This window comes from Enterobacter cloacae complex sp. 302F9, assembly GCF_050030335.1.
Classification (GTDB): domain Bacteria; phylum Pseudomonadota; class Gammaproteobacteria; order Enterobacterales; family Enterobacteriaceae; genus Enterobacter; species Enterobacter hormaechei_C.
In genome coordinates, this window is record NZ_JBLGUC010000002.1 from 32,311 (window position 1) to 54,334 (window position 22,024).

A 22,024-nucleotide genomic window follows, 5' to 3' on the forward strand; every position below is an offset into this window, starting at 1 on the left:
CTGAGGAGGCTGCCCGTCGCACTCTTTATCCTTGCTTGCCGCAAGTTGGCAGAAGTCAGCATCGCAAGCGTGATAGACGCTGCTGCCCCGGTGTTTCGCATACATGTCAAAACACCTTCGACCGGCAGTGCTTACGTATCACTGCCAGTTCCTCCTGCACGGCCTGTCAGATCACGTAGGCCGTGGTGACGTTTTCAACCCACAGAGGCGGATTAACGGGTTCATGTTCTTCAGCCTTTCAGTACTTAACCTTGAGGATCATCTCGGCTTAGTGATCTCGCCTCAATCCCCGTTGTCAGCGGGTTACATCACCCTGCGGGCATGCCGCAGGTCACTGCCGCTCAGGTTCTCCACCGTCACACCCGGTGGGATTGTTGGGTTTCTCATCGTGAGTTACCGGTTCAATATTCCAGACAGACTCGCGGTTCATTTAAGCATCCATGCCCGCCCTGAACTCCGGGCACACCGTAGGTTTCATCCAGGCGCCAGCTCGGATCAAAGCCACGCCGCCAGAACCAGCGCAGCCGCTTCTCCATCTCCGGGGCGTAGCACTGGACCCAGCGATAGATCGTCGTATGGTCGACCGAAATGCCGCGTTCCGCCAGCATTTCCTCAAGGTCGCGATAGCTGATCGGATAGCGACAATACCAGCGCACCGCCCACAGGATCACATCACCCTGGAAATGGCGCCACTTGAAATCCGTCATCGTTCCGTCCGTCCAATCTCCGCCAAGCATGCTCAAGCTTCACGATTTTTGCAACAGAGCCCACACGAGTATTGAGCATAGTCGAGATTGGTGCAGATCACTTCTGATATTGAACTGTCAGGAGCTGGCTGCACAACAGCCATTACGCCCAATCAACTGGTGCAGTCGTCTTCTGAAAATGACATTTGGTATCTCTCATAAACGGATGTTTTTGAGAGAACTATCTTCGGCCTTCACACGCACGAAAGGCGGCGAAGCTCCGCCGTTAATCCGTCCGCCGGAGATCTCGCCCAGGCAGGCTGAAGGCCGAGCAAGCCTGACAGGCCCGAAAAGCCCGGCACGGGCGTCGGCGGCGATGACGGCGGCGGCATTATCCAGGGTTGATGATGGAAGTGGAGGATATCGACAACCTCTCGCGCAACCAAGACATCGCGGTCGGACTGCAAGTGATCTTGAAGCCACGGGCCCGTCCCACCCCGACATGGACCTCGATGCCCGAACGGACGTTAGATTTCGAGTTCTAGGCGTTCTGCGATGAAGGTTGGATCCCAGCCGGGATTGAAAGTGTCGACGTGGGTGAATCCGAGCCGCTCGTATAGGCCACGCAGGTTCGGGTGGCAGTCGAGCCGCAGCTTGGCGCACCCCTGCGTTCGCGCGGCATGGCGGCAAGCCTCGATCAGCGCGGAGCTGACACCCCGGCCCGCATGTGTCCGTCGCACCGCGAGCTTGTGCAGATATGCGGCCTCCCCCTTGAGGGCGTCGGGCCAGAACTCGGGATCCTCGGCCGACAAGGTGCAACAGCCGACGATGCCGTCGCTGCAACTCGCGACTAGGAGCTCGGATCTCAGGACGAAGGTCTCCGCGAATGTCCGGTCGATCCGCGCGACGTCCCAGGCGGGCGTTCCCTTGGCGGACATCCACGCCGCAGCGTCGTGCATCAGCCGCACAACCTCGTCGATATCACCCGAGCAGGCGACCCGAACGTTCGGAGGCTCCTCGCTGTCCATTCGCTCCCCTGGCGCGGTATGAACCGCCGCCTCATAGTGCAGTTTGATCCTGACGAGCCCAGCATGTCTGCGCCCACCTTCGCGGAACCTGACCAGGGTCCGCTAGCGGGCGGCCGGAAGGTGAATGCTAGGCATGATCTAACCCTCGGTCTCTGGCGTCGCGACTGCGAAATTTCGCGAGGGTTTCCGAGAAGGTGATTGCGCTTCGCAGATCTCCAGGCGCGTGGGTGCGGACGTAGTCAGCGCCATTGCCGATCGCGTGAAGTTCCGCCGCAAGGCTCGCTGGACCCAGATCCTTTACAGGAAGGCCAACGGTGGCGCCCAAGAAGGATTTCCGCGACACCGAGACCAATAGCGGAAGCCCCAACGCCGACTTCAGCTTTTGAAGGTTCGACAGCACGTGCAGCGATGTTTCCGGTGCGGGGCTCAAGAAAAATCCCATCCCCGGATCGAGGATGAGCCGGTCGGCAGCGACCCCGCTCCGTCGCAAGGCGGAAACCCGCGCCTCGAAGAACCGCACAATCTCGTCGAGCGCGTCTTCGGGTCGAAGGTGACCGGTGCGGGTGGCGATGCCATCCCGCTGCGCTGAGTGCATAACCACCAGCCTGCAGTCCGCCTCAGCAATATCGGGATAGAGCGCAGGGTCAGGAAATCCTTGGATATCGTTCAGGTAGCCCACGCCGCGCTTGAGCGCATAGCGCTGGGTTTCCGGTTGGAAGCTGTCGATTGAAACACGGTGCATCTGATCGGACAGGGCGTCTAAGAGCGGCGCAATACGTCTGATCTCATCGGCCGGCGATACAGGCCTCGCGTCCGGATGGCTGGCGGCCGGTCCGACATCCACGACGTCTGATCCGACTCGCAGCATTTCGATCGCCGCGGTGACAGCGCCGGCGGGGTCTAGCCGCCGGCTCTCATCGAAGAAGGAGTCCTCGGTGAGATTCAGAATGCCGAACACCGTCACCATGGCGTCGGCCTCCGCAGCGACTTCCACGATGGGGATCGGGCGAGCAAAAAGGCAGCAATTATGAGCCCCATACCTACAAAGCCCCACGCATCAAGCTTTTGCCCATGAAGCAACCAGGCAATGGCTGTAATTATGACGACGCCGAGTCCCGACCAGACTGCATAAGCAACACCGACAGGGATGGATTTCAGAACCAGAGAAAGAAAATAAAATGCGATGCCATAACCGATTATGACAACGGCGGAAGGGGCAAGCTTAGTAAAGCCCTCGCTAGATTTTAATGCGGATGTTGCGATTACTTCGCCAACTATTGCGATAACAAGAAAAAGCCAGCCTTTCATGATATATCTCCCAATTTGTGTAGGGCTTATTATGCACGCTTAAAAATAATAAAAGCAGACTTGACCTGATAGTTTGGCTGTGAGCAATTATGTGCTTAGTGCATCTAACGCCGTTATCAATTGCGGTAAGAAGCGTAGCAAGCGAAGCGAACGAAGCTTTTTACCGTCAATTGCATAGCTTTGTTAACCCTTTTGCCAAATTTGATAGCAATAGTTAATGTTTGAGCTAAAGTGTTGCTCAAAAACAACTTCGAAGGTATTGGGAATATTCGGAAAGAAAACATCTCCTTCCGGCTCAATATCAATCGTCGATATATGGAGCGTAGAGGCCATGGGCAATGTTTCTCTGTAAATCTCCCCGCCACCAGACACTATAACGTGATCGGTGAGTTCAGCCAGCCCGTACATGGCCTCTTCGATCGACGGGAATACTATTACGTTGTCATTATCGGCCGTCCAGGCTGAGCGAGTAACGACCGCGTATTTCCTATTAGGGAGTGCTCCCATAGATTCGAACGTCTTGCGGCCCACCAAAAGCCACTGGTTGTACGTCAAGGCTTTAAAGAGTAGCTGCTCTCCTTTCGCGGACCAGGGTATGTGTGGACCGCAACCAATCACTCCGTTTTTCGCTTTTGCAGCCATTAATGATACTTTCACAATTTTGGTTCCGGGTTAACTTTGTTTTAGGGCGACTGCCCTGCTGCGTAACATCGTTGCTGCTCCATAACATCAAACATCGACCCACGGCGTAACGCGCTTGCTGCTTGGATGCCCGAGGCATAGACTGTACAAAAAAACAGTCATAACAAGCCATGAAAACCGCCACTGCGCCGTTACCACCGCTGCGTTCGGTCAAGGTTCTGGACCAGTTGCGTGAGCGCATACGCTACTTGCATTACAGCTTACGAACCGAACAGGCTTATGTCCACTGGGTTCGTGCCTTCATCCGTTTCCACGGTGTGCGTCACCCGGCAACCTTGGGCAGCAGCGAAGTCGAGGCATTTCTGTCCTGGCTGGCGAACGAGCGCAAGGTTTCGGTCTCCACGCATCGTCAGGCATTGGCGGCCTTGCTGTTCTTCTACGGCAAGGTGCTGTGCACGGATCTGCCCTGGCTTCAGGAGATCGGAAGACCTCGGCCGTCGCGGCGCTTGCCGGTGGTGCTGACCCCGGATGAAGTGGTTCGCATCCTCGGTTTTCTGGAAGGCGAGCATCGTTTGTTCGCCCAGCTTCTGTATGGAACGGGCATGCGGATCAGGGCACTGTTGCAAAGTTAGCGATGAGGCAGCCTTTTGTCTTATTCAAAGGCCTTACATTTCAAAAACTCTGCTTACCAGGCGCATTTCGCCCAGGGGATCACCATAATAAAATGCTGAGGCCTGGCCTTTGCGTAGTGCACGCATCACCTCAATACCTTTGATGGTGGCGTAAGCCGTCTTCATGGATTTAAATCCCAGCGTGGCGCCGATTATCCGTTTCAGTTTGCCATGATCGCATTCAATCACGTTGTTCCGGTACTTAATCTGTCGGTGTTCAACGTCAGACGGGCACCGGCCTTCGCGTTTGAGCAGAGCAAGCGCGCGACCATAGGCGGGCGCTTTATCCGTGTTGATGAATCGCGGGATCTGCCACTTCTTCACGTTGTTGAGGATTTTACCCAGAAACCGGTATGCAGCTTTGCTGTTACGACGGGAGGAGAGATAAAAATCGACAGTGCGGCCCCGGCTGTCGACGGCCCGGTACAGATACGCCCAGCGGCCATTGACCTTCACGTAGGTTTCATCCATGTGCCACGGGCAAAGATCGGAAGGGTTACGCCAGTACCAGCGCAGCCGTTTTTCCATTTCAGGCGCATAACGCTGAACCCAGCGGTAAATCGTGGAGTGATCGACATTCACTCCGCGTTCAGCCAGCATCTCCTGCAGCTCACGGTAACTGATGCCGTATTTGCAGTACCAGCGTACGGCCCACAGAATGATGTCACGCTGAAAATGCCGGCCTTTGAATGGGTTCATGTGCAGCTCCATCAGCAAAAGGGGATGATAAGTTTATCACCACCGACTATTTGCAACAGTGCCGCGATCAGTATCCGCACCAGTGGCGACGGCGTTCCCTCCACGCATTCGGGCCGGGCCTCCACTCAACGGCTAACCCCTCGGCCATGAGGGTTTGCCCCACGTCCCGCCCGTCGATCAGCAGGTGAACAAGGCGGCGGTCGTACTTGTCGGCTTGGCCGGAATCGACAACCTCGATGCGCTGAGCGTTGGCAACCAGTTCGCGGAGGCGTGCGGTTGCCTCGCGGCCCTTCGTCAGCTCGGCGTCGCACCTGGGCTTGTAGGTTTCCGGGGTGTCAATCGACAGCAGGCGCAAGCGTTGACCGTTGTATCGTAACCGTCCGGTGATTCCACCTTGAGCCAAATCGCCTGCCGACCAAAAGGCTCGAAGCTTACCACCCGGTCGATTCCGGTCAGATCCAGAAACGCCTCGTCGATGGAGTAGACATCCACTCTCGATGCCAGAGCTTCCAGGGTCGTCATCACCCGCCGGCTTATATCGCCATTTGTGTGGAATAGAGAATCAATTGGAACGGGGGCTTTGCTCGCCCCCCCTTGAACTTCTCATACCCAACCTGTTTGGCTATAGCTACTGAGGAGATCGCGGTGGCCCACCAAATCTTCCGGTCATCCTGTTCAATTACACCGCTAGCCGTACCCAGGAGGTGCCGCAGCGCCTCCTGGAGGCAGAAAGGCGTCGAGCGTATAGGTTGCTGGGCATGCGCGGCGCAAGTTCATCAGAAAACTCAATCCAAGGGCAAGATCGGCCGAGCGGAGATGGCACTGACTCTTATCAACAAGCTCTACGGCATCGAGCGCGACATGGAAGAGGCGGGCGATGCCCAGCGATACCAGACGCGCCAGTCGCAAAGCCAGGCTTTCCTGGAGCAACTGAAAGCTAGGCTGGACAAAACCCCTCCCCAGGTCACGTCGTCAAAGTGCCTTGGGCAAGCAATCAATTGCCTTGCGAGCAACTGGTTAAAGCTGATCCGCTACATCGAAAGGGGGACACCTGCCCATCGACAACAACCCTGCCGAGCGGGCGAGCCACCTTCTCATGTACATATGACCAAAGCGTCGCCCGTCTCCTCCCGTTATGTCATGCCTACCCACGACGGAGTATTGACGGTCTCTGTGCGCCAGAGCATAGTTTTCCCGAAGGGCGCTTAGGTACATATCTTCATGTGCTGTCCAGGCGCAGTTGCGTTTAGAGTACGTGTCCAATCAGTTTTAAATGGGTGTGAACATGAGAGCAGAAACTGAATCGCGGATTTTTTCGGTGGATGAATATGTTCGTCCGTCTAACGGCGAACCGATTCGTTCGGTTGTTCTGGAAACCAATGACTCTGTCGTCGTTGTTTGGCACGCCCACCCTGGGCAGGAAATAGCTTCCCATGTACATCCTCACGGCCAAGATACTTGGACGGTTATCTCAGGTGAAGCCGAATATCATCAAGGTAACGGCATAGTCACTCATCTTAAAGCTGGAGATATTGCGATCGCAAAACCTGGGCAGGTACATGGTGCAATGAACTCTGGCCCCGAACCTTTTATATTTGTTTCAGTGGTTGCGCCGGGCAATGCCGGTTTTGCGTTGGCTGAGAAATAGGCGAAAGGCCTGAGAGGAAACTGATGAATACACGATTATTTACGTTCGCTGGTGGAGAAACGGGTGTTTGGCGCGTTGTTCGGATGGATGCCGTGGCGGGAGCCCCTCTCCCTGGAATCCCCCGGCTCGACGTAGCCGCTGGCTCTGTTTCGCCGCAGCCTTTGGGCACCAAATGGCTTCTTCGCGGGATAACGAGTAACGAGCGTTATGTCGTGCGTGAAGAGAAGGATCGTCTCGTGGCGAAGCAGCCAAGTTTGGGTCGAGCAGAGGCCACCTGTGCCGCCCTGATCCCTATCCGGAAAAACCCCTCATGGTGGGGACTGGCTCAAGACGAACGCCGGAAGATTTTTGAGGAGCAGTCCCGTCACATTCACATTGGGCTCCAATATCTCCCTGCTGTGGCCCGTCGTCTCCACCATTGTCGGGACCTGGGCGAGAGCGAACCCTTCGACTTCTTGACGTGGTTCGAATATTCCCCGTCTGATGAGCCGGGCTTTAACAGGCTTTTGGCCGAACTCCGGGCCTCGGTGGAGTGGAAGTATGTCGACAGAGAAATCGACATCCGGCTAGTGCATGAGCCGGCCTAGTATCAGGTTTAACTGCGATCTCCGTGCGGCATACACCTGCGACACCCGCAGCCCAGCAAAGCCCGGAAAATCTAGTGTGTCTAATAACTTAGGAGTAACACGACACGTATGCCTAGCGAGCCACCAGTCGCTTGGGAAATTTTCTACTTATGGCCTCCTCTTTCTCTCATCGATCTCCCAGGGCATATCCTGCCGTCTAGAGTTGGCACCTTGTCCAGCTTTCGAAGAAGGCTCTCCATACACGTCCGGCCTACACCTTGTTAGGTATGGCCGGTTTCCAGTTGTGAGGCAATAGCTCGTCGATGGCGTTGTTCTTCTGTGTCGGCAGGCGAGTCAGCACATCCTTCAGGTAGGCATAGGGATCATGCCGATTCAGCTTCGCTGACTGTATTAGGGTCATGACCGCAGCCGCACGTTGACCACTGCGCAGTGAACCCGCAAACAGCCAATTGCTGCGCCCCAGCGCCCAGGGTCGGATCTGGTTTTCCACCCAGTTGTTGTCGATGGGCACAGCGCCATCGTCCAGGTAGCGCGTCAGCGCTTCCCAACGTTTGAGGCTGTAATCCAGGGCTTTGGCCGTGCCGGAGCCATCCGGCACTTTCTGGCGATGGGCCAGCATCCACTGATGCAGCGCATCGGCAAGGGGTTTGGCTTTGGTTTGCCGGATTTCCCGCCGCATATCCGGTGGCAGATCTTTGGTTTCCCGCTCGATCTCGTAGAGTCCACCGATGTATTCCAAGGCCTTGGCCGCCAATTCGCTCTTGTTGGCCTCGTGCAGGTCATAGAACTTGCGCCGGGCGTGGGCTATACAGCCGATTTCGGTAATGCCGTTGCCGAACCCGGCCTTGTAGCCAGCGTAATCATCACAGACCAGCTTGCCCCGCCAGTCACCCAGGAAGGTTCGGGCGTGTTCGCCTGCACGGCTGGGTGCGAAGTCGTAAATAGCTGCCTTCAGGTCGGCAAACGGTGTGGTGCAGTAGGCCCAGACGTAGGCCTTGTGGGTTTTCTTCTTGCCCGGGGCCAGCATGCTGACCGGGGTTTCATCGGCATGCAGAACACTGTGTTCCAGCAGAGTATTTCTCAACGCATCCACCAGCGGCTGCAACTGCACACCACAGGCACCCACCCATTCGGCCAGGGTGGAGCGCGGGATTTCCAGGCCGGCACGGCCGAACAGGCACTGTTGCAAAGTTAGCGATGAGGCAGCCTTTTGTCTTATTCAAAGGCCTTACATTTCAAAAACTCTGCTTACCAGGCGCATTTCGCCCAGGGGATCACCATAATAAAATGCTGAGGCCTGGCCTTTGCGTAGTGCACGCATCACCTCAATACCTTTGATGGTGGCGTAAGCCGTCTTCATGGATTTAAATCCCAGCGTGGCGCCGATTATCCGTTTCAGTTTGCCATGATCGCATTCAATCACGTTGTTCCGGTACTTAATCTGTCGGTGTTCAACGTCAGACGGGCACCGGCCTTCGCGTTTGAGCAGAGCAAGCGCGCGACCATAGGCGGGCGCTTTATCCGTGTTGATGAATCGCGGGATCTGCCACTTCTTCACGTTGTTGAGGATTTTACCCAGAAACCGGTATGCAGCTTTGCTGTTACGACGGGAGGAGAGATAAAAATCGACAGTGCGGCCCCGGCTGTCGACGGCCCGGTACAGATACGCCCAGCGGCCATTGACCTTCACGTAGGTTTCATCCATGTGCCACGGGCAAAGATCGGAAGGGTTACGCCAGTACCAGCGCAGCCGTTTTTCCATTTCAGGCGCATAACGCTGAACCCAGCGGTAAATCGTGGAGTGATCGACATTCACTCCGCGTTCAGCCAGCATCTCCTGCAGCTCACGGTAACTGATGCCGTATTTGCAGTACCAGCGTACGGCCCACAGAATGATGTCACGCTGAAAATGCCGGCCTTTGAATGGGTTCATGTGCAGCTCCATCAGCAAAAGGGGATGATAAGTTTATCACCACCGACTATTTGCAACAGTGCCCGAAAAACCACGTTAAGAAAGCAACCTTCTGAAAAGGCGACGTTTATCAGTTTTTTTTCCGGCCATAAAGGGGGCGGAAATTATTCCCTGCACGGGTATTCGCAAGGATTTCGGTAGTGCTCTGGCTCTGCCCCCCATAACCTGGCGGACAGAGCATGATTGGGAAAGCGGTACCCTCACGGCAGAAACGATTGACGCAGGCTATATTTCTATTATTCTGGAAATATAGATAAAGGAGGTATTATGGATTTAAACACTGCTGCAAACGCACTTCGAGAACTGGGCCACCCGACACGTCTCAGCATATACCGGGAGCTGGTCAGGGCGGGTCATGAAGGCCTGCCGGTTGGCGAACTGCAGAAGCACCTTGAGATTCCTGCCTCCACGCTCAGCCATCATCTTTCAGCGCTGATATCCGCTGGACGGCACTGTTGCAAATAGTCGGTGGTGATAAACTTATCATCCCCTTTTGCTGATGGAGCTGCACATGAACCCATTCAAAGGCCGGCATTTTCAGCGTGACATCATTCTGTGGGCCGTACGCTGGTACTGCAAATACGGCATCAGTTACCGTGAGCTGCAGGAGATGCTGGCTGAACGCGGAGTGAATGTCGATCACTCCACGATTTACCGCTGGGTTCAGCGTTATGCGCCTGAAATGGAAAAACGGCTGCGCTGGTACTGGCGTAACCCTTCCGATCTTTGCCCGTGGCACATGGATGAAACCTACGTGAAGGTCAATGGCCGCTGGGCGTATCTGTACCGGGCCGTCGACAGCCGGGGCCGCACTGTCGATTTTTATCTCTCCTCCCGTCGTAACAGCAAAGCTGCATACCGGTTTCTGGGTAAAATCCTCAACAACGTGAAGAAGTGGCAGATCCCGCGATTCATCAACACGGATAAAGCGCCCGCCTATGGTCGCGCGCTTGCTCTGCTCAAACGCGAAGGCCGGTGCCCGTCTGACGTTGAACACCGACAGATTAAGTACCGGAACAACGTGATTGAATGCGATCATGGCAAACTGAAACGGATAATCGGCGCCACGCTGGGATTTAAATCCATGAAGACGGCTTACGCCACCATCAAAGGTATTGAGGTGATGCGTGCACTACGCAAAGGCCAGGCCTCAGCATTTTATTATGGTGATCCCCTGGGCGAAATGCGCCTGGTAAGCAGAGTTTTTGAAATGTAAGGCCTTTGAATAAGACAAAAGGCTGCCTCATCGCTAACTTTGCAACAGTGCCTCAATATCGGCATATTGGCGCTTATTCCACACTTTTAATGCCGCTGATCCTATACCGCGATAGTCTCCTCCCGCTTCGGCGCCTGCTTGCATAGCCAAGAGCAGTCTGTCAGCCAGTTCACACCCGCTATGTTGCCGATAGCGGTGGCGCATCGCTTGAATCACCTGTTCGCCGGCTAACATATTACCGGCGATAGCCAGGTTTTCCTCCGATAAACTGCCGCACCAAGGCAAACAGCAGCCGCCAGTCCAATCAACACTCTGCCCTTGGCTATCGATAACGATCCATTGCCTTAGATCTCGCCCCTCATCCTCATCGAGCATCATTTGCAAACAGGCCCGCGCATTGATCCCCTGCTGCAGCCATTGCGTCGCCTTCAAGCCAGCCACCGGATTGGTCATGGCTTGTGTCGCAATAGCCCCAGCTAAGCTCGCGCCGTGAAGAACCAATGCCCCGACTGCAGGGCCTGCGGTTGCCGTTGCTGCGCCAATCGCTCCTGTAGTTGTGCAGCGCGCTACGATTGAAAATGTCATTTACACCTCTAAAAATAGACATCGTTCAAATTTATCATTATAAATTATTGCATGGATTTTAATTTATCATCATAAATAAATAAAAAAGACTCATTAATTAACAAAATTGCCACAAATAGAGTTTCAAAAATCATCGATATGCTCAGCTCTGGGAGGTTTTATGAAAATACGTTTAGGGCGGTGGATTGCAGGCATGATACTGCTCTCTCTGTTTTCACAGCCCACCTTAGCCACAAAGTTCCCTGATGTTCTGCTGTTAGGCCAAGTTGCCGAACCGCAATCACTTGACCCACAGGTTGCTACGGCAGCAAACGATTCACGGATTCTGGTTAATATTTATGAGGGGCTCGTGCGTAATGCCGATGGCTCCTTGACGCTTGAGCCGGGGCTGGCAACCTCATGGCAGGTCAGCGACGATGGGCTGACTTATACCTTTCAATTGCGCGACCATATTCAGTTCCACGATGGCACATCGTTTAATGCGCAAGCGGTGAAATTCACTTTTGAAAGAATGCTCGATAAGCATCACCCCTACTATTCCACCGGCCCCTTTCCGCTCTCTTTTTTCTTCTCCGCTATCGATACGATTGATACACCCGACGATTTAACCGTGGTGTTTAAATTAAATAAACCTTTTGCCCCCTTTTTATCTAATTTGGCTACCCCCGCCGGGCTCATTGTGTCCCCTGCTGCGGTGAAGCGATATGGCAAAGATTTTAGTCGACATCCGAACGGTACCGGCCCCTTTAAGTTTGATGAGTGGACCGCCAATCAGCGGGTGGTGGTCTCGGCCAATGACAATTATTGGAATGGCAAGCCGAGCTTAAAGCATGTGGTATTTCGCCCCATAACCGATGCCAATACCCGGGTGGCAGAAATGCTCTCCGGGGGCATTGATGCCATTGTGGAAGTGCCTGCCGATAATGTTCCGCTGTTTGCCAAAGATAATCGCTTTAAGCTCTATGAAGCCACCGGGCCACATGTCTGGTACGGCATGTTGAATGCCTCCCTCCCCCCCTTCGATGATCTGCGGGTGAGACAAGCGGTGAACTACGCGGTTAATAAGCAAAATATCGTTAAATATATTCTTCAGGGGTCTGCCGATGTTGCAGAAGGCCCGATCCCTTCGGCATTTGATTGGGCGTATGATCAACAAACCACCCCCTATCCTTATGATCCTAAAAAAGCGCGGGAGTTGATTAAACAGGCGGGAGCGGAAGGGAAAAAAATCATTTTTTATGTCACTGAAGGAGGGTCGGGAATGTTAGACCCGATCCCGATGGCAACCGCTATTCAAGCTGATTTAAAGGCGGTGGGGCTGTCAGTCGATATTCAGACTTTTGAATGGAATACCTATTTATCTAAAGTGAATGCGGGCCTAAAACAAGCGCATATGGCGGAAATGGCATGGATGACCAACGATCCTGATACCTTGCCATTTCTTACCTTGCATTCAGCATCTTGGCCAGATAAAGGCGGGTTTAATTCAGGTTATTACAGTAATAAACAACTTGATGCCCTGCTCGATAAGGCGCGGATCACCAATGATCTTGCGCAGCGTGCCGCGCTGTATCAACAAGTGCAAAGAATCGTTCATCAAGATGCGCCTTGGTTATTTGTCGCCAATTGGAAGCAAAATGCCGTCGCCAGTGAACATGTCGAAAACTTTAAATTACAGCCGAACTTTAATCTGTTACTGAAAGACGTTCGCAAGCATTAATTTAATGGGGAAAAAATGATGTGGATTTACTGTTTAAAACGCATTTTAGCGACGATTCCCATACTGCTTGGTTTGACGCTGATCGTTTTTTTAATCATGGCGATGATCCCCGGCGACCCGGCTCAAGCCTTACTGGGCCCTTGGGCCACCCCCGAGAACGTGACACGGGTTAAAGCCGAACTGGGTTTAGATAAGCCACTCTATCAACAATACTTTATTTGGATGCACAACCTAATATCGGGAGACTTTGGCCGGTCATTTGTGCTGAATCGTCCGGTTGTCGATGAAGTGCTCGAACGTTTTTCCGCTACTCTGATCCTCGGCGGCTGCGCCTTATTATTAAGCTCGCTACTGGGGCTACTCGCGGGGATCTTTTCTGCCATTCGCCAGTTTAGCTGGAGCGACAGAACCCTCACCCTTGCGGTTTTATTGGGGATCTCAATGCCCTCTTTTTGGATTGGGCTATTGATGATTATGGTGTTCTCCGTTCAGCTCCAGTGGTTTCCTGCCTCTGGGATGTACGACATTTGGCAAGGCGGTGGTTTCAGCGACCTATTGCATCACCTTGTTTTACCTGTGATCACTTTATCCCTGGTGGCCACCGGCGTCATCGCCCGTTTAACCCGCACCGCAATGTTAGAGGTTTTACGCCTCGATTTTATTCGTACTGCAAGGGCCAAAGGGGTGAGTGAGCGGCAGGTTATTTTCCGTCATGCCTTTCGCATGGCGTTGGTGTCGGTGATCCCCGTTATTGGCATTCAAGCTGGCTTTGTCTTCGGCGGGGCTGTCTACATTGAAACCGTCTTTCAGTGGCCGGGGCTGGGTGCGATGCTGGTCAAGGCCGTCGCCACACGCGATTTATTCCTTGTCCAAGGCGGCGTGTTGATCGCTGCTGCCTCTTACGTGTTTATTAATCTGTTTGCCGATGTGCTGCAAGCCATGCTAGACCCGAGGTTGAAATCATGAACCAGACGACAACACCGATTATTCAACACCGCCAACGACAGTCGATAGGCGCTCTGCTGCTCGCTAACCGACTGGCCACCCTGGGCTTAGTGATTATTTCGCTAATCATGATACTTGCACTGTTAGCCCCTTGGTTACCGCTGGACAATCCCGATCAAACCGATCTGGTCAATCGTTTATTACCGGCTTTTTCGTCCGGCCATTTATTAGGAACCGACCATTTAGGCCGTGATATCTTATCTCGCCTATTATGGGGTACCCGGGTATCGCTGATAGTCGGAATATCCGCGACCCTGATTGCGGCTTTTTTTGGCACCCTGATTGGATTAGTCGCCGGCTATGTGGGGCAGCGTACCGATACGGTATTAATGCGCTGTATCGATATGCTAATGGCCTTCCCCTATATTTTATTAGCGCTGGCGATTGTCGCGGTATTGGGTCCTGGACTGTTGAATGCGCTGTATGCCATTGCCTTAGTGAATATCCCGTTCTTTGCGCGAAATATTCGCGGACTCACCGTCGGGTTACGCGACAGAGATTTTGTCCAGGCCGCGCACCTGTCAGGCAAAAATCATTTCCAAGTCTTATTGACCGAAGTTTTACCCAATGTATTACCGATTATTGTCGTCACCATGTCGACCACCATTGGTTGGATGATTTTAGAAACTGCGGGGCTCTCATTCTTGGGCCTTGGTACTCAGCCACCCAATGCCGATCTCGGTTCCATGTTAGGGCAAGGCCGCGCGCAAATGTTTGTTGCCCCTCACGTAGCCTTAGTGCCGGGCGTGATGATTTTCTTGATAGTCATCAGCTTTAACCTATTGGGCGATGGGGTTCGCGATATTCTCGACCCGCGTCTAAAATCAGGTGCCTTACAGCGCTCACAGCCGGTAACTGAAACCGATCGCGTCGATATTCCTGACAAAGCGCTTGGCGAGCAGGCGGTATTAGAAGTCAACGATCTTCGGGTGGCTTTTCGTCAAGGCCAGCATCTGCGCCCCACGGTCAAAGGCATTAGCTTTAGCGTTGCCCGCGGTGAGTGTCTTGGTCTGATCGGGGAAAGCGGCTCGGGTAAGAGCGTAACGGCGTTATCGATCATGGGCCTGCTGGCCTCTCCCCCGGCGGTGATCACCGGCGGTGGAATTTATGTCGAACACGAAGAGATGCTCTCGTTGCCGCTAGCTATTTTACAACGTCGACGCGGAGCCCGTGTGTCGTATATTTTCCAAGATCCGCTCACCACGCTACATCCCCAGTTCTCGATAGGTGCCCAGCTGCAAGAGGCCATTACCGCCCACCAAGCTTTAAGCCATCAAGCGGCAAAAAACCGGGCTATTGAATTACTTGATAGCGTGGGTATTCATCATGCGGCGGAGCAATTTAGCGCTTATCCCCATGAGCTCTCGGGAGGACAACGCCAAAGGGTCGGTATTGCCATGGCATTGGCTAACGATCCTATCTTGATCATCGCCGATGAGCCCACCACCGCTCTTGATGTTACCGTACAGGCGAAGATCCTCGAGTTGCTCAATAAATTGCGCCGGGAGCGTGGGGTTGCATTGCTGTTTATCACCCATGACTTTGCCGTGATCAATCAAATCTGTGACCGGGTCGCGGTCATGCAGCATGGCGAGATTGTCGAGACAGGCGTCACCCAAGCGGTATTGCAAAACCCTCAGCACCCCTATACCCAACGACTGATCGCCAGCGTACCAAAACTGGGTGAAGGTCGTCAGTTTCTTAGCCAAGTTGCTGCCCTTTACCGCCATCAAGCTGATGACAAAGAGCTTAAAATAGCCCAGGAGACATCATGAATCGCGTCATTGAAGTGGATCACGTGGTGAAAACATTTGGTCAACCTCGCGGCCTCTTTCGGCCGAAAAGTCGACAAGTGCATGCTCTGAAAAATATCTCATTATCACTTTATGAAGGGGAAACTTTAGCCATTGTTGGCGAGAGTGGCTCAGGAAAGAGTACGCTAGCGCGAATTTTAGTCGGATTGGAAAATGAAACCTCTGGCAATATTCGGGTTCTAGGTCAAACCAAGGCACAGTGGAAGAAGCAAGGGGCTAAAGCCTTTGGTCAGAAAATTCAATATGTTTTTCAAGATCCTGTAGCATCGCTTAATCCACGAAAAATCATTGGCGAAACCTTATCGGTTCCGCTGAAATATTTAAAACAGATGACCTCGCCCCAGCGCAACCGACGTTTGGCAGAGTTGCTCGAAGCCGTCAATATGCCGCTGGACTCGCTGGCTTGCTACCCCCATGAGTTTTCGGGAGGACAAGCTCAACGTTTGGCCATTGCCAGAGCGCTGGCTGCCGATGCAAGAATATTGGTGCTTGATGAACCGGTAAGCGCCTTGGATGTATCGGTTCAAGCCCAAGTGCTATTGCTGCTAGATGAGTTAAAAACGCAGTTCGCCCTGTCGTACTTATTTATTAGTCACGATTTAGCGGTGGTAGAATCCATTGCCGACAGAGTCGCGGTACTCTATCTCGGCGAGTTGCTTGAATGCCGAGAAACTCGCCAACTCTTTGAATCACCTCAACATGAGTATACTCAGAACTTAATGTCTAGTGCGCCGCGTATACATATTGAGCCATCTAATGAAACCTGTTAAGAGCAACTATGAGTATCGATAAGCCATCAGCCATTGATCTGGTTCGTGTCAAACGAACCGATGAAATTGTCAATGCCATTAAAGAATCGATTGTGGCGGATAATCTCACCCCGGGCGACCGATTGCCGCAAGAAAAAGAATTGATTGAGCGCTATAGCGCCAGTAAAAGCACGGTGAGAGAAGCGCTGAAATCGCTTGAGGTTCAAGGGTTGATCAGGACCAAAACCGGGCCCGGCGGTGGGGCTTTTATTGACGCGATGACCGAATCACGCGCCATGAGCCTGCTATCTAACTTTCTCTTTACCCGTGATATTTCCATCAAAGATATCTACACCCTGCGTAAATTGCTCGAACCGGTGGTGGCGGTCAGCGCGATGGAAAATATCGATAATGCCGGTATTCAAAAACTGTATGAGATCATCGCTATCTATGACCATGAGCCGGCGGATGAAGATGAACGCTGGCGGCAACGCATGGCAGAGCTCGATTTCCATGCGGTTGTTGCCAGCTATTCCGACAATGTGCTGTTGGTATTTATCTGCCATTTTCTGCAAAAATTACTGAAGGATCTAGCGGTTTGTAAGGACATTTACTTAAAGCCAGAGCCGGTTGATCGATGCCAAGGTATTGAATATCAATATCAATTAATTGAAGCCTTACGCCGAAAGAACGCACAAAAAGTCCATGCCGTCATGGAGGCACATATGAATTATGCCGAACAAGCCATGTTGGCATTACAAGCCACCTTACAAGAACGTTTTTTAAGCGAAGATAGGTAACCACTATGATCGATACAGCATATCTGACCAAGGTATTACGCACGCTGCTACTGACGCCCAGCCCGGTAGGTATGACCGAAAAAGCAGTTGCCCAGACCCACCAGTGGTTAACAGAGCTGGGTTTTATCCCTCAATATACCCGACGTGGCGTGTTGTACATCACCTTGGGGTCGCAACAGCCCCGGCGCGCGCTTGCCGCCCATTTAGATACCTTGGGAGCGATGGTGACGCAATTAAAAGGCAACGGTCGCTTAGCCCTGCGCAATACCGGCACATGGGCGGCCCGCTTTGCTGAAGGCGCCAGAGTGACGGTGTTTAGTGATAATCACCAATATCGCGGCACAATTTTGCCGCTGAAGGCCTCTGGCCATCGTTTTAATACCGAAGTAGATAGCCAGATTGCCGACTGGGACAATCTGGAAATTCGCCTAGATGCCCCTTGTTACAGTGAGCAGGACTTAACCGCGCAGGGTTTAAATGTCGGGGATATGGTTGCCGTCGATGCGCAACCTGAATTTCTCGACAACGGCTTTATCGTCTCACGTCATTTGGATGACAAAGCGGGCTGCGCCGTGATGCTCGCCGCCCTGAAATCGCTGGTCGATGATCGGGTGCTTCCGGCGATCCCATGCCAAATTATGTTCACCATTTCTGAAGAAGTCGGGATCGGCGGAACCCATGGCTTTGGCCCTCAGGTTCAAGAGCTCTTAGCCATAGATAACTCGGTATCAGGACCCGATCAAACAACCCGAGATGACGCCCTGACATTAGCCTTTCGCGATAGAACCGGGCCGTTTGATTTGGCTATAACGCGTCATTTGCTTCAGTTATGCCAGCAGTATGATATTCCTCATGTCCGGGATACCTTCAAACATTATCGCTCGGACAGCGCCGCGGCGATTGATGCCGGATGGGATATCCGCGCGGCGTTAGCCTGTTTTGCCCTCGATAGCTCCCACGGTTGGGAAAGAACCCATCTGGACTCCTTGGTGGCATTAGCGACATTGGTGAGACGTTATATAGAAAGCGATTTAGTGCCCTTGCCGGGACAATGAGCAGCAGCGCTGCTTTAACCCCCTCCAGCACGCTTGCACCTGAAAGCGTTAAGGCTTAACCCGCTGCCAAATCAGCGGGTTAGTGCTTAATACCTGTTTATCACGAGCGCATTGCAGCAAGATCCCTTCGGCTTTGATAACCGACCCTTCGCTGTAGCTTTGATTGGCATAAAGACAGCATTGTAAGCAGGGTGCCGGTTGCCCGGTCCCTCGCTGAGTTAACAGTTCTGAGGGCACGATAATCCCAAGTTCAGCGTTATTATTCGCCATCGCCAGTAGCGGCAGACTGAGTAGTGCGGCGGCGGCGAGCAGGCGTTTTGTGAGCAGCATTGTTATTTCCCTGTTTTTTGGCACCATATTTACCGCGTCCTGCATCCGGAGCAGTGATCCCCTTAAAAGCATGTCTTACGGGGGTGGTACGGGCCTGATGGATAAGCTCATACAAGGTTTCAACCAGCGGTTGCATAAAGTCCTGATAACGACAGTTCTTCTCGCTGATTTGCGTCAGGGTGGCTTCCCAATGGGCGGTCATATCGGGCCGTGCGGCCAACTCCGGCAGCGAGTGAATTAATGCCCGTCCCGCTGGCGTCGAGTGAATAGCCCGTCCTTTCTTTTCTAGAAAAGCGCGCTTAAACAGTAATTCGATAATGCCCGCTCGGGTCGCCTCTGTTCCTAAACCATCGGTCGCACGCAGCACTTTCTTTAATTCTTTATCTTGCACAAAACGCGCAATGCCGGTCATCGCCGACAGTAACGTGGCATCGGTGAAATGCCGCGGCGGCTGGGTTTGCCTATCCACCACCTCGCCCTGCTCACATAACAGTTCATCCCCTTTCGCGACCACCGGTAACGGGGTGCCGTCGTTGTCTTCATCGCGCTCTTTATTGCCTAATAGCGTGCGCCAGCCGGCTTCTGCTAGAAAACGCGCTTTAGCCATAAATTTGCCGCCGGCTATCTCCAGCTCAATAGTGCATTTTCGGAATATCGCATCGCTACAAAACTGCATCAGATATTGCCGGGCTATCAGGTTGTATACCTTAGCTTCATTGTCGTTGAGCGACACTTTACTGCTACGCGCCGTCGGAATGATGGCGTGGTGGGCGTCAACTTTTTTATCATCCCAGCAACGGTTGCGCTGATCGCTATTGATATCGGGAAATGGCTCAAAATCCCCTTGGATAGCAATGGCGTTGAGTACCGCTTGGCGTCCGGCAAAATGTTCTTCCGGCAGATAGCGGCTGTCAGAGCGCGGATAGGTGATAACTTTATGGGTTTCATAGAGTTTTTGACAGATATCGAGGACATTTTGCGCGCTAAGGCCAAAACGCTTTGCTGCTTCGATCTGTAAACTGGAGAGCGAAAACGGCAGCGGGGCAATTTCCGACTCGCGTTTATCTTGGTACCCCGTCACAATGGCTGGCTGACCGGTAATTCTCGCCACCACATGTTCCGCCAGCTTGCGATTTAATAAGCGCCCTTCTTCATCCTGATGAGGCTCACAGGAATCACTCGGCTGCCAGAGCGCGACAAAACGCTCCTCTGCCGGGGTGATAATATGGGCTTTGACTTCAAAAAAGTCGCGCGGGACAAAATTTTCGATCTCTTCATCTCGGCGTACCACCAGCCCGAGCACCGGCGTTTGTACCCGCCCGACGGATAGCACCCCCTGATAACCGGCATTACGGCCGAGAATGGTATAAGCGCGCGTCATATTAATACCGTACAGCCAGTCGGCTCGGGCCCGCGCCAGCGCCGAAACGCAAAGCGGAATAAATTCACTGTTGGCGCGCAGCCGAGAAATCGCCCGATCCACCGCTTGCGGATTAAGATCGTTAATCAGGCAACGCTGAACCTGCTGACGTTTTTCAGGGGCTAACTGCAAATAGTCAAGCACCTCATCCACCAGCAGTTGTCCCTCACGATCCGGGTCTCCCGCATGGATCACTTCAACCGCCTGATTAAGCAGCCCCTTGATAACATTGAGCTGTTTAGTCACCGAGGGACGCGGCTGTAACTGCCACTTTTGCGGCACAATCGGTAAGTCAGCCAAGTTCCAGCGGGCATAGCGTTCATCATAAGCATCGGGCTGAGCCTGTTCGAGCAAATGACCAATACACCAAGTCACCACTTGGCCGTTGCCACATTCAATAAAACCATCACCACGGCGATGGGGTTTCGGTAATACATCGGCAATCGCCCGGGCCAAGCTCGGTTTTTCGGCAATAAACAACCGCATACAATCAACGAACCTCAATCATCGGTTGGCCCGCTTGCTGCGGGTAGAGTTCACCGATAGCATTCAGTGAGATCCCATGACGTTCCGCAATGGCTTGCACGGCGGATTGTGCTTCACCACGCACGGCCAATAACAGCCCACCCGAGGTTTGCGGATCGCAAAGCAGATCGCGCCATGCCGCTGACATCTCCCCCACTAAATGACCGTAGCTGGCAAAGTTACGGCCGGTACCACCGGGAACACAGCCTTCGGCGATATAGTGCTCGACTCCCGGCAATTTAGGCACCGCTTGGTAATCGATAACCGCCCGCAAGTCTGCCCCTTGGCACATCTCACTAAGATGTCCAAGTAAGCCGAAGCCGGTAACATCGGTCATCGCCGTCACGCCCTCAATATCAGAAAACTCGTTACCGGCAAGATTAAGCTGACACATTACTTCTGCCGCTAGGCCTCGATGTTCAGGTTGCAGGAGCGATTTTTTTTCCGCTGTGGTCAACACGCCAATGCCCAGCGGCTTGGTGAGATACAGTTTACAGCCCGCTTGCGCCGAACTGTTTTTCTTCACTTTGCTGGTCGGCACGATCCCGGTCACCGCGAGGCCAAAAATCGGTTCAGGGGTATCAATAGAGTGACCACCCGCCAGCGAGATCCCGGCTTGCTGACAAACAAATCGTCCACCCTCAATCACTTCTCTGGCGATGGTAGGATCAAGGACATTCACCGGCCAGCCGAGGATCGCAATCGCCATAATGGGTTTACCGCCCATGGCATAAATGTCACTGATAGCATTGGTGGCCGCAATACGACCAAAATCAAAAGGAGAATCAACAATCGGCATGAAGAAGTCGGTAGTACTGATAATGCAGGTGCCATTCCCGAGATCGTAAACGGCGGCATCATCCCGCGTTTCATTTCCTACCAGCAAATGAGGGTCAATAAATTTCGCCTGTTCGCTATGGAGAATAGTCTCTAATACTTGAGGGGAAATTTTGCAGCCGCAGCCAGCTCCGTGGCTATACTGCGTCAGGCGAATAGTTTGCTCACTCATCAGTCGCTCCTGTCATTGATGAAAATTCATCTCCGTATGGTAGCGCTCAAAAGCCTTTCTGATAAGTGCAGTTATCTGGATCATGACGCAGCTGCGCGTGATCCAGACAAATAATGACTAAAAATAGCGAACGAAGGGTGCCGTATCGGGAGGGGTAATGGTACTCGATGCTTTCAGCTGCGGCGTACCAAGATAGAGGAAACCCACCACTTTATCTTGTTCCCGACCGCCTAAGGCTTGACGTACCGAGGCATCTTCGGTCCAAGGACCGCTACGCCAGATCCCGTTGAACCCTTGTGCTAAGGCAGCCATTTGCATCGCCATGACCGCGCAGCTGGCGGAAGCGATTTGTTCCCAAACCGGGACTTTATGCTGGGGATCGCAGTGAGCAATCACCGCAATAATTTGTGGAGCTCGTAAGGGTCCGGTACGGGCTTTTTCCAGCGCCTTGTCATCAAAGCCTGCCGCCGTCGCCGCAGCCACTAACACCTCAGCAAAGCGCTCACGCCCTTCTCCTTCGATAATCACAAAGCGCCATGGCTGCAACGTGCCGTT

At 53.2% G+C, this 22,024-nt stretch carries 20 protein-coding genes and 6 pseudogenes; 12 read left to right on the forward strand and 14 right to left on the reverse strand.

Annotation, left to right across the window (positions count from 1 at the left end; all coding sequences use genetic code 11):
• Positions 1-467: 467 nt before the first annotated feature.
• The 5 genes and pseudogenes from ACQG0T_RS23470 to dfrA5 form a co-directional block, all read right to left on the reverse strand.
• Positions 468-707 (reverse strand): annotated as a pseudogene (locus ACQG0T_RS23470) (IS6 family transposase); the annotation flags it as partial.
• Positions 708-1,213: 506 nt separating this feature from the next.
• Positions 1,214-1,714, reverse strand: a complete 501-nt coding sequence (locus tag ACQG0T_RS23475) for a GNAT family N-acetyltransferase (RefSeq protein WP_000376623.1) — start codon at positions 1,712-1,714, stop codon at positions 1,214-1,216.
• 127 nt (positions 1,715-1,841) lie between these two features.
• Positions 1,842-2,681 carry a sulfonamide-resistant dihydropteroate synthase Sul1 gene (gene sul1, locus ACQG0T_RS23480; RefSeq protein WP_000259031.1) on the reverse strand — a complete coding sequence of 280 codons (840 nt, stop codon included), beginning with the start codon at positions 2,679-2,681 and terminating at the stop codon, positions 1,842-1,844.
• Positions 2,675-3,022 carry a quaternary ammonium compound efflux SMR transporter QacE delta 1 gene (locus ACQG0T_RS23485; protein WP_000679427.1) on the reverse strand — a complete coding sequence of 116 codons (348 nt, stop codon included), beginning with the start codon at positions 3,020-3,022 and terminating at the stop codon, positions 2,675-2,677. Before ACQG0T_RS23485 ends, sul1 begins: the two co-directional genes overlap by 7 nt.
• A gap of 183 nt (positions 3,023-3,205) precedes the next feature.
• A complete protein-coding gene (gene dfrA5 / locus ACQG0T_RS23490; protein WP_001317507.1) occupies positions 3,206-3,679 on the reverse strand; it encodes a trimethoprim-resistant dihydrofolate reductase DfrA5 in 474 nt (157 codons plus the stop codon).
• Between the two features lie 155 nt (positions 3,680-3,834).
• Between dfrA5 and intI1 the strand changes: the two are divergent.
• Positions 3,835-4,290 (forward strand): annotated as a pseudogene (gene intI1 / locus ACQG0T_RS23495) (class 1 integron integrase IntI1); the annotation flags it as partial.
• Positions 4,291-4,329: 39 nt separating this feature from the next.
• Here intI1 and ACQG0T_RS23500 read toward each other — a convergent pair.
• Positions 4,330-5,034: an IS6-like element IS26 family transposase gene (locus ACQG0T_RS23500; RefSeq protein WP_001067855.1), complete on the reverse strand. Its 705-nt coding sequence runs from the start codon at positions 5,032-5,034 to the stop codon at positions 4,330-4,332.
• Positions 5,035-5,101: 67 nt separating this feature from the next.
• The gene (locus tag ACQG0T_RS23505) at positions 5,102-5,389 is read right to left on the reverse strand and encodes a thermonuclease family protein (RefSeq protein ID WP_009486461.1); all 288 of its coding nucleotides are present in this window, start codon (positions 5,387-5,389) and stop codon (positions 5,102-5,104) included.
• A gap of 292 nt (positions 5,390-5,681) precedes the next feature.
• Here ACQG0T_RS23505 and ACQG0T_RS23510 point away from each other — a divergent pair.
• From ACQG0T_RS23510 to ACQG0T_RS23520, 3 genes and pseudogenes are all read left to right on the forward strand, one after another.
• Positions 5,682-6,118, forward strand: a pseudogene (locus ACQG0T_RS23510) (IS66 family transposase); the annotation flags it as partial.
• Positions 6,119-6,307: 189 nt separating this feature from the next.
• On the forward strand, positions 6,308-6,682 hold the full coding sequence (locus ACQG0T_RS23515) for a cupin domain-containing protein (RefSeq protein WP_001348195.1): 375 nt from the start codon (positions 6,308-6,310) through the stop codon (positions 6,680-6,682).
• 23 nt (positions 6,683-6,705) lie between these two features.
• Positions 6,706-7,269 carry a chlorite dismutase family protein gene (locus ACQG0T_RS23520; RefSeq protein ID WP_001097412.1) on the forward strand — a complete coding sequence of 188 codons (564 nt, stop codon included), beginning with the start codon at positions 6,706-6,708 and terminating at the stop codon, positions 7,267-7,269.
• Between the two features lie 250 nt (positions 7,270-7,519).
• Here ACQG0T_RS23520 and tnpC read toward each other — a convergent pair.
• Positions 7,520-8,455: pseudogene (gene tnpC, locus ACQG0T_RS23525) on the reverse strand (IS66 family transposase); the annotation flags it as partial.
• Between the two features lie 42 nt (positions 8,456-8,497).
• A complete protein-coding gene (locus ACQG0T_RS23530; protein ID WP_001067855.1) occupies positions 8,498-9,202 on the reverse strand; it encodes an IS6-like element IS26 family transposase in 705 nt (234 codons plus the stop codon).
• A gap of 306 nt (positions 9,203-9,508) precedes the next feature.
• Here ACQG0T_RS23530 and ACQG0T_RS23535 point away from each other — a divergent pair.
• Positions 9,509-9,688: pseudogene (locus ACQG0T_RS23535) on the forward strand (ArsR/SmtB family transcription factor); the annotation flags it as partial.
• A gap of 64 nt (positions 9,689-9,752) precedes the next feature.
• Positions 9,753-10,457 (forward strand): IS6-like element IS26 family transposase, encoded by a 705-nt coding sequence (locus ACQG0T_RS23540; RefSeq protein WP_001067855.1) that lies wholly within the window; start codon positions 9,753-9,755, stop codon positions 10,455-10,457.
• Positions 10,458-10,490: 33 nt separating this feature from the next.
• Here the strand turns inward: ACQG0T_RS23540 and ACQG0T_RS23545 are convergent, their stop codons facing one another.
• Positions 10,491-11,042: a DUF1028 domain-containing protein gene (locus tag ACQG0T_RS23545; RefSeq protein WP_193136948.1), complete on the reverse strand. Its 552-nt coding sequence runs from the start codon at positions 11,040-11,042 to the stop codon at positions 10,491-10,493.
• Positions 11,043-11,202: 160 nt separating this feature from the next.
• On the opposite strand from ACQG0T_RS23545, the gene ACQG0T_RS23550 reads away from it, so the two are divergent.
• From ACQG0T_RS23550 to ACQG0T_RS23575, 6 genes are read left to right on the forward strand one after another with little or no spacing between them, the layout of a single operon-like run.
• Positions 11,203-12,762 (forward strand): ABC transporter substrate-binding protein, encoded by a 1,560-nt coding sequence (locus ACQG0T_RS23550; RefSeq protein ID WP_040118519.1) that lies wholly within the window; start codon positions 11,203-11,205, stop codon positions 12,760-12,762.
• An 18-nt stretch (positions 12,763-12,780) separates the two neighbouring features.
• Positions 12,781-13,728, forward strand: coding sequence for an ABC transporter permease (locus ACQG0T_RS23555; protein WP_040118537.1), 948 nt, complete (start codon positions 12,781-12,783; stop codon positions 13,726-13,728).
• Positions 13,725-15,542: a dipeptide/oligopeptide/nickel ABC transporter permease/ATP-binding protein gene (locus tag ACQG0T_RS23560; protein ID WP_040118518.1), complete on the forward strand. Its 1,818-nt coding sequence runs from the start codon at positions 13,725-13,727 to the stop codon at positions 15,540-15,542. The genes ACQG0T_RS23555 and ACQG0T_RS23560 overlap by 4 nt, the downstream gene beginning before the upstream one ends.
• Positions 15,539-16,351, forward strand: a complete 813-nt coding sequence (locus ACQG0T_RS23565) for an ATP-binding cassette domain-containing protein (protein ID WP_040118517.1) — start codon at positions 15,539-15,541, stop codon at positions 16,349-16,351. Before ACQG0T_RS23560 ends, ACQG0T_RS23565 begins: the two co-directional genes overlap by 4 nt.
• 8 nt (positions 16,352-16,359) lie before the next feature.
• On the forward strand, positions 16,360-17,130 hold the full coding sequence (locus ACQG0T_RS23570) for a FadR/GntR family transcriptional regulator (protein WP_040118516.1): 771 nt from the start codon (positions 16,360-16,362) through the stop codon (positions 17,128-17,130).
• Positions 17,131-17,135: 5 nt separating this feature from the next.
• Positions 17,136-18,185, forward strand: a complete 1,050-nt coding sequence (locus ACQG0T_RS23575; RefSeq protein WP_040118515.1) for an osmoprotectant NAGGN system M42 family peptidase — start codon at positions 17,136-17,138, stop codon at positions 18,183-18,185.
• Between the two features lie 48 nt (positions 18,186-18,233).
• On the opposite strand, the gene ACQG0T_RS23580 is transcribed toward ACQG0T_RS23575, so the two are convergent.
• The 4 genes and pseudogenes from ACQG0T_RS23580 to ACQG0T_RS23595 form a co-directional block, all read right to left on the reverse strand.
• A complete protein-coding gene (locus ACQG0T_RS23580) occupies positions 18,234-18,560 on the reverse strand; it encodes a DUF1496 domain-containing protein (RefSeq protein WP_370519047.1) in 327 nt (108 codons plus the stop codon).
• Positions 18,445-20,421, reverse strand: a complete 1,977-nt coding sequence (locus ACQG0T_RS23585; protein WP_193136950.1) for a DNA topoisomerase III — start codon at positions 20,419-20,421, stop codon at positions 18,445-18,447. The genes ACQG0T_RS23580 and ACQG0T_RS23585 overlap by 116 nt, the downstream gene beginning before the upstream one ends.
• Positions 20,422-20,425: 4 nt before the next feature.
• Positions 20,426-21,469 carry a selenide, water dikinase SelD gene (gene selD / locus ACQG0T_RS23590; protein WP_193136951.1) on the reverse strand — a complete coding sequence of 348 codons (1,044 nt, stop codon included), beginning with the start codon at positions 21,467-21,469 and terminating at the stop codon, positions 20,426-20,428.
• A gap of 117 nt (positions 21,470-21,586) precedes the next feature.
• Positions 21,587-22,024: pseudogene (locus ACQG0T_RS23595) on the reverse strand (NAD(P)H nitroreductase); the annotation flags it as partial.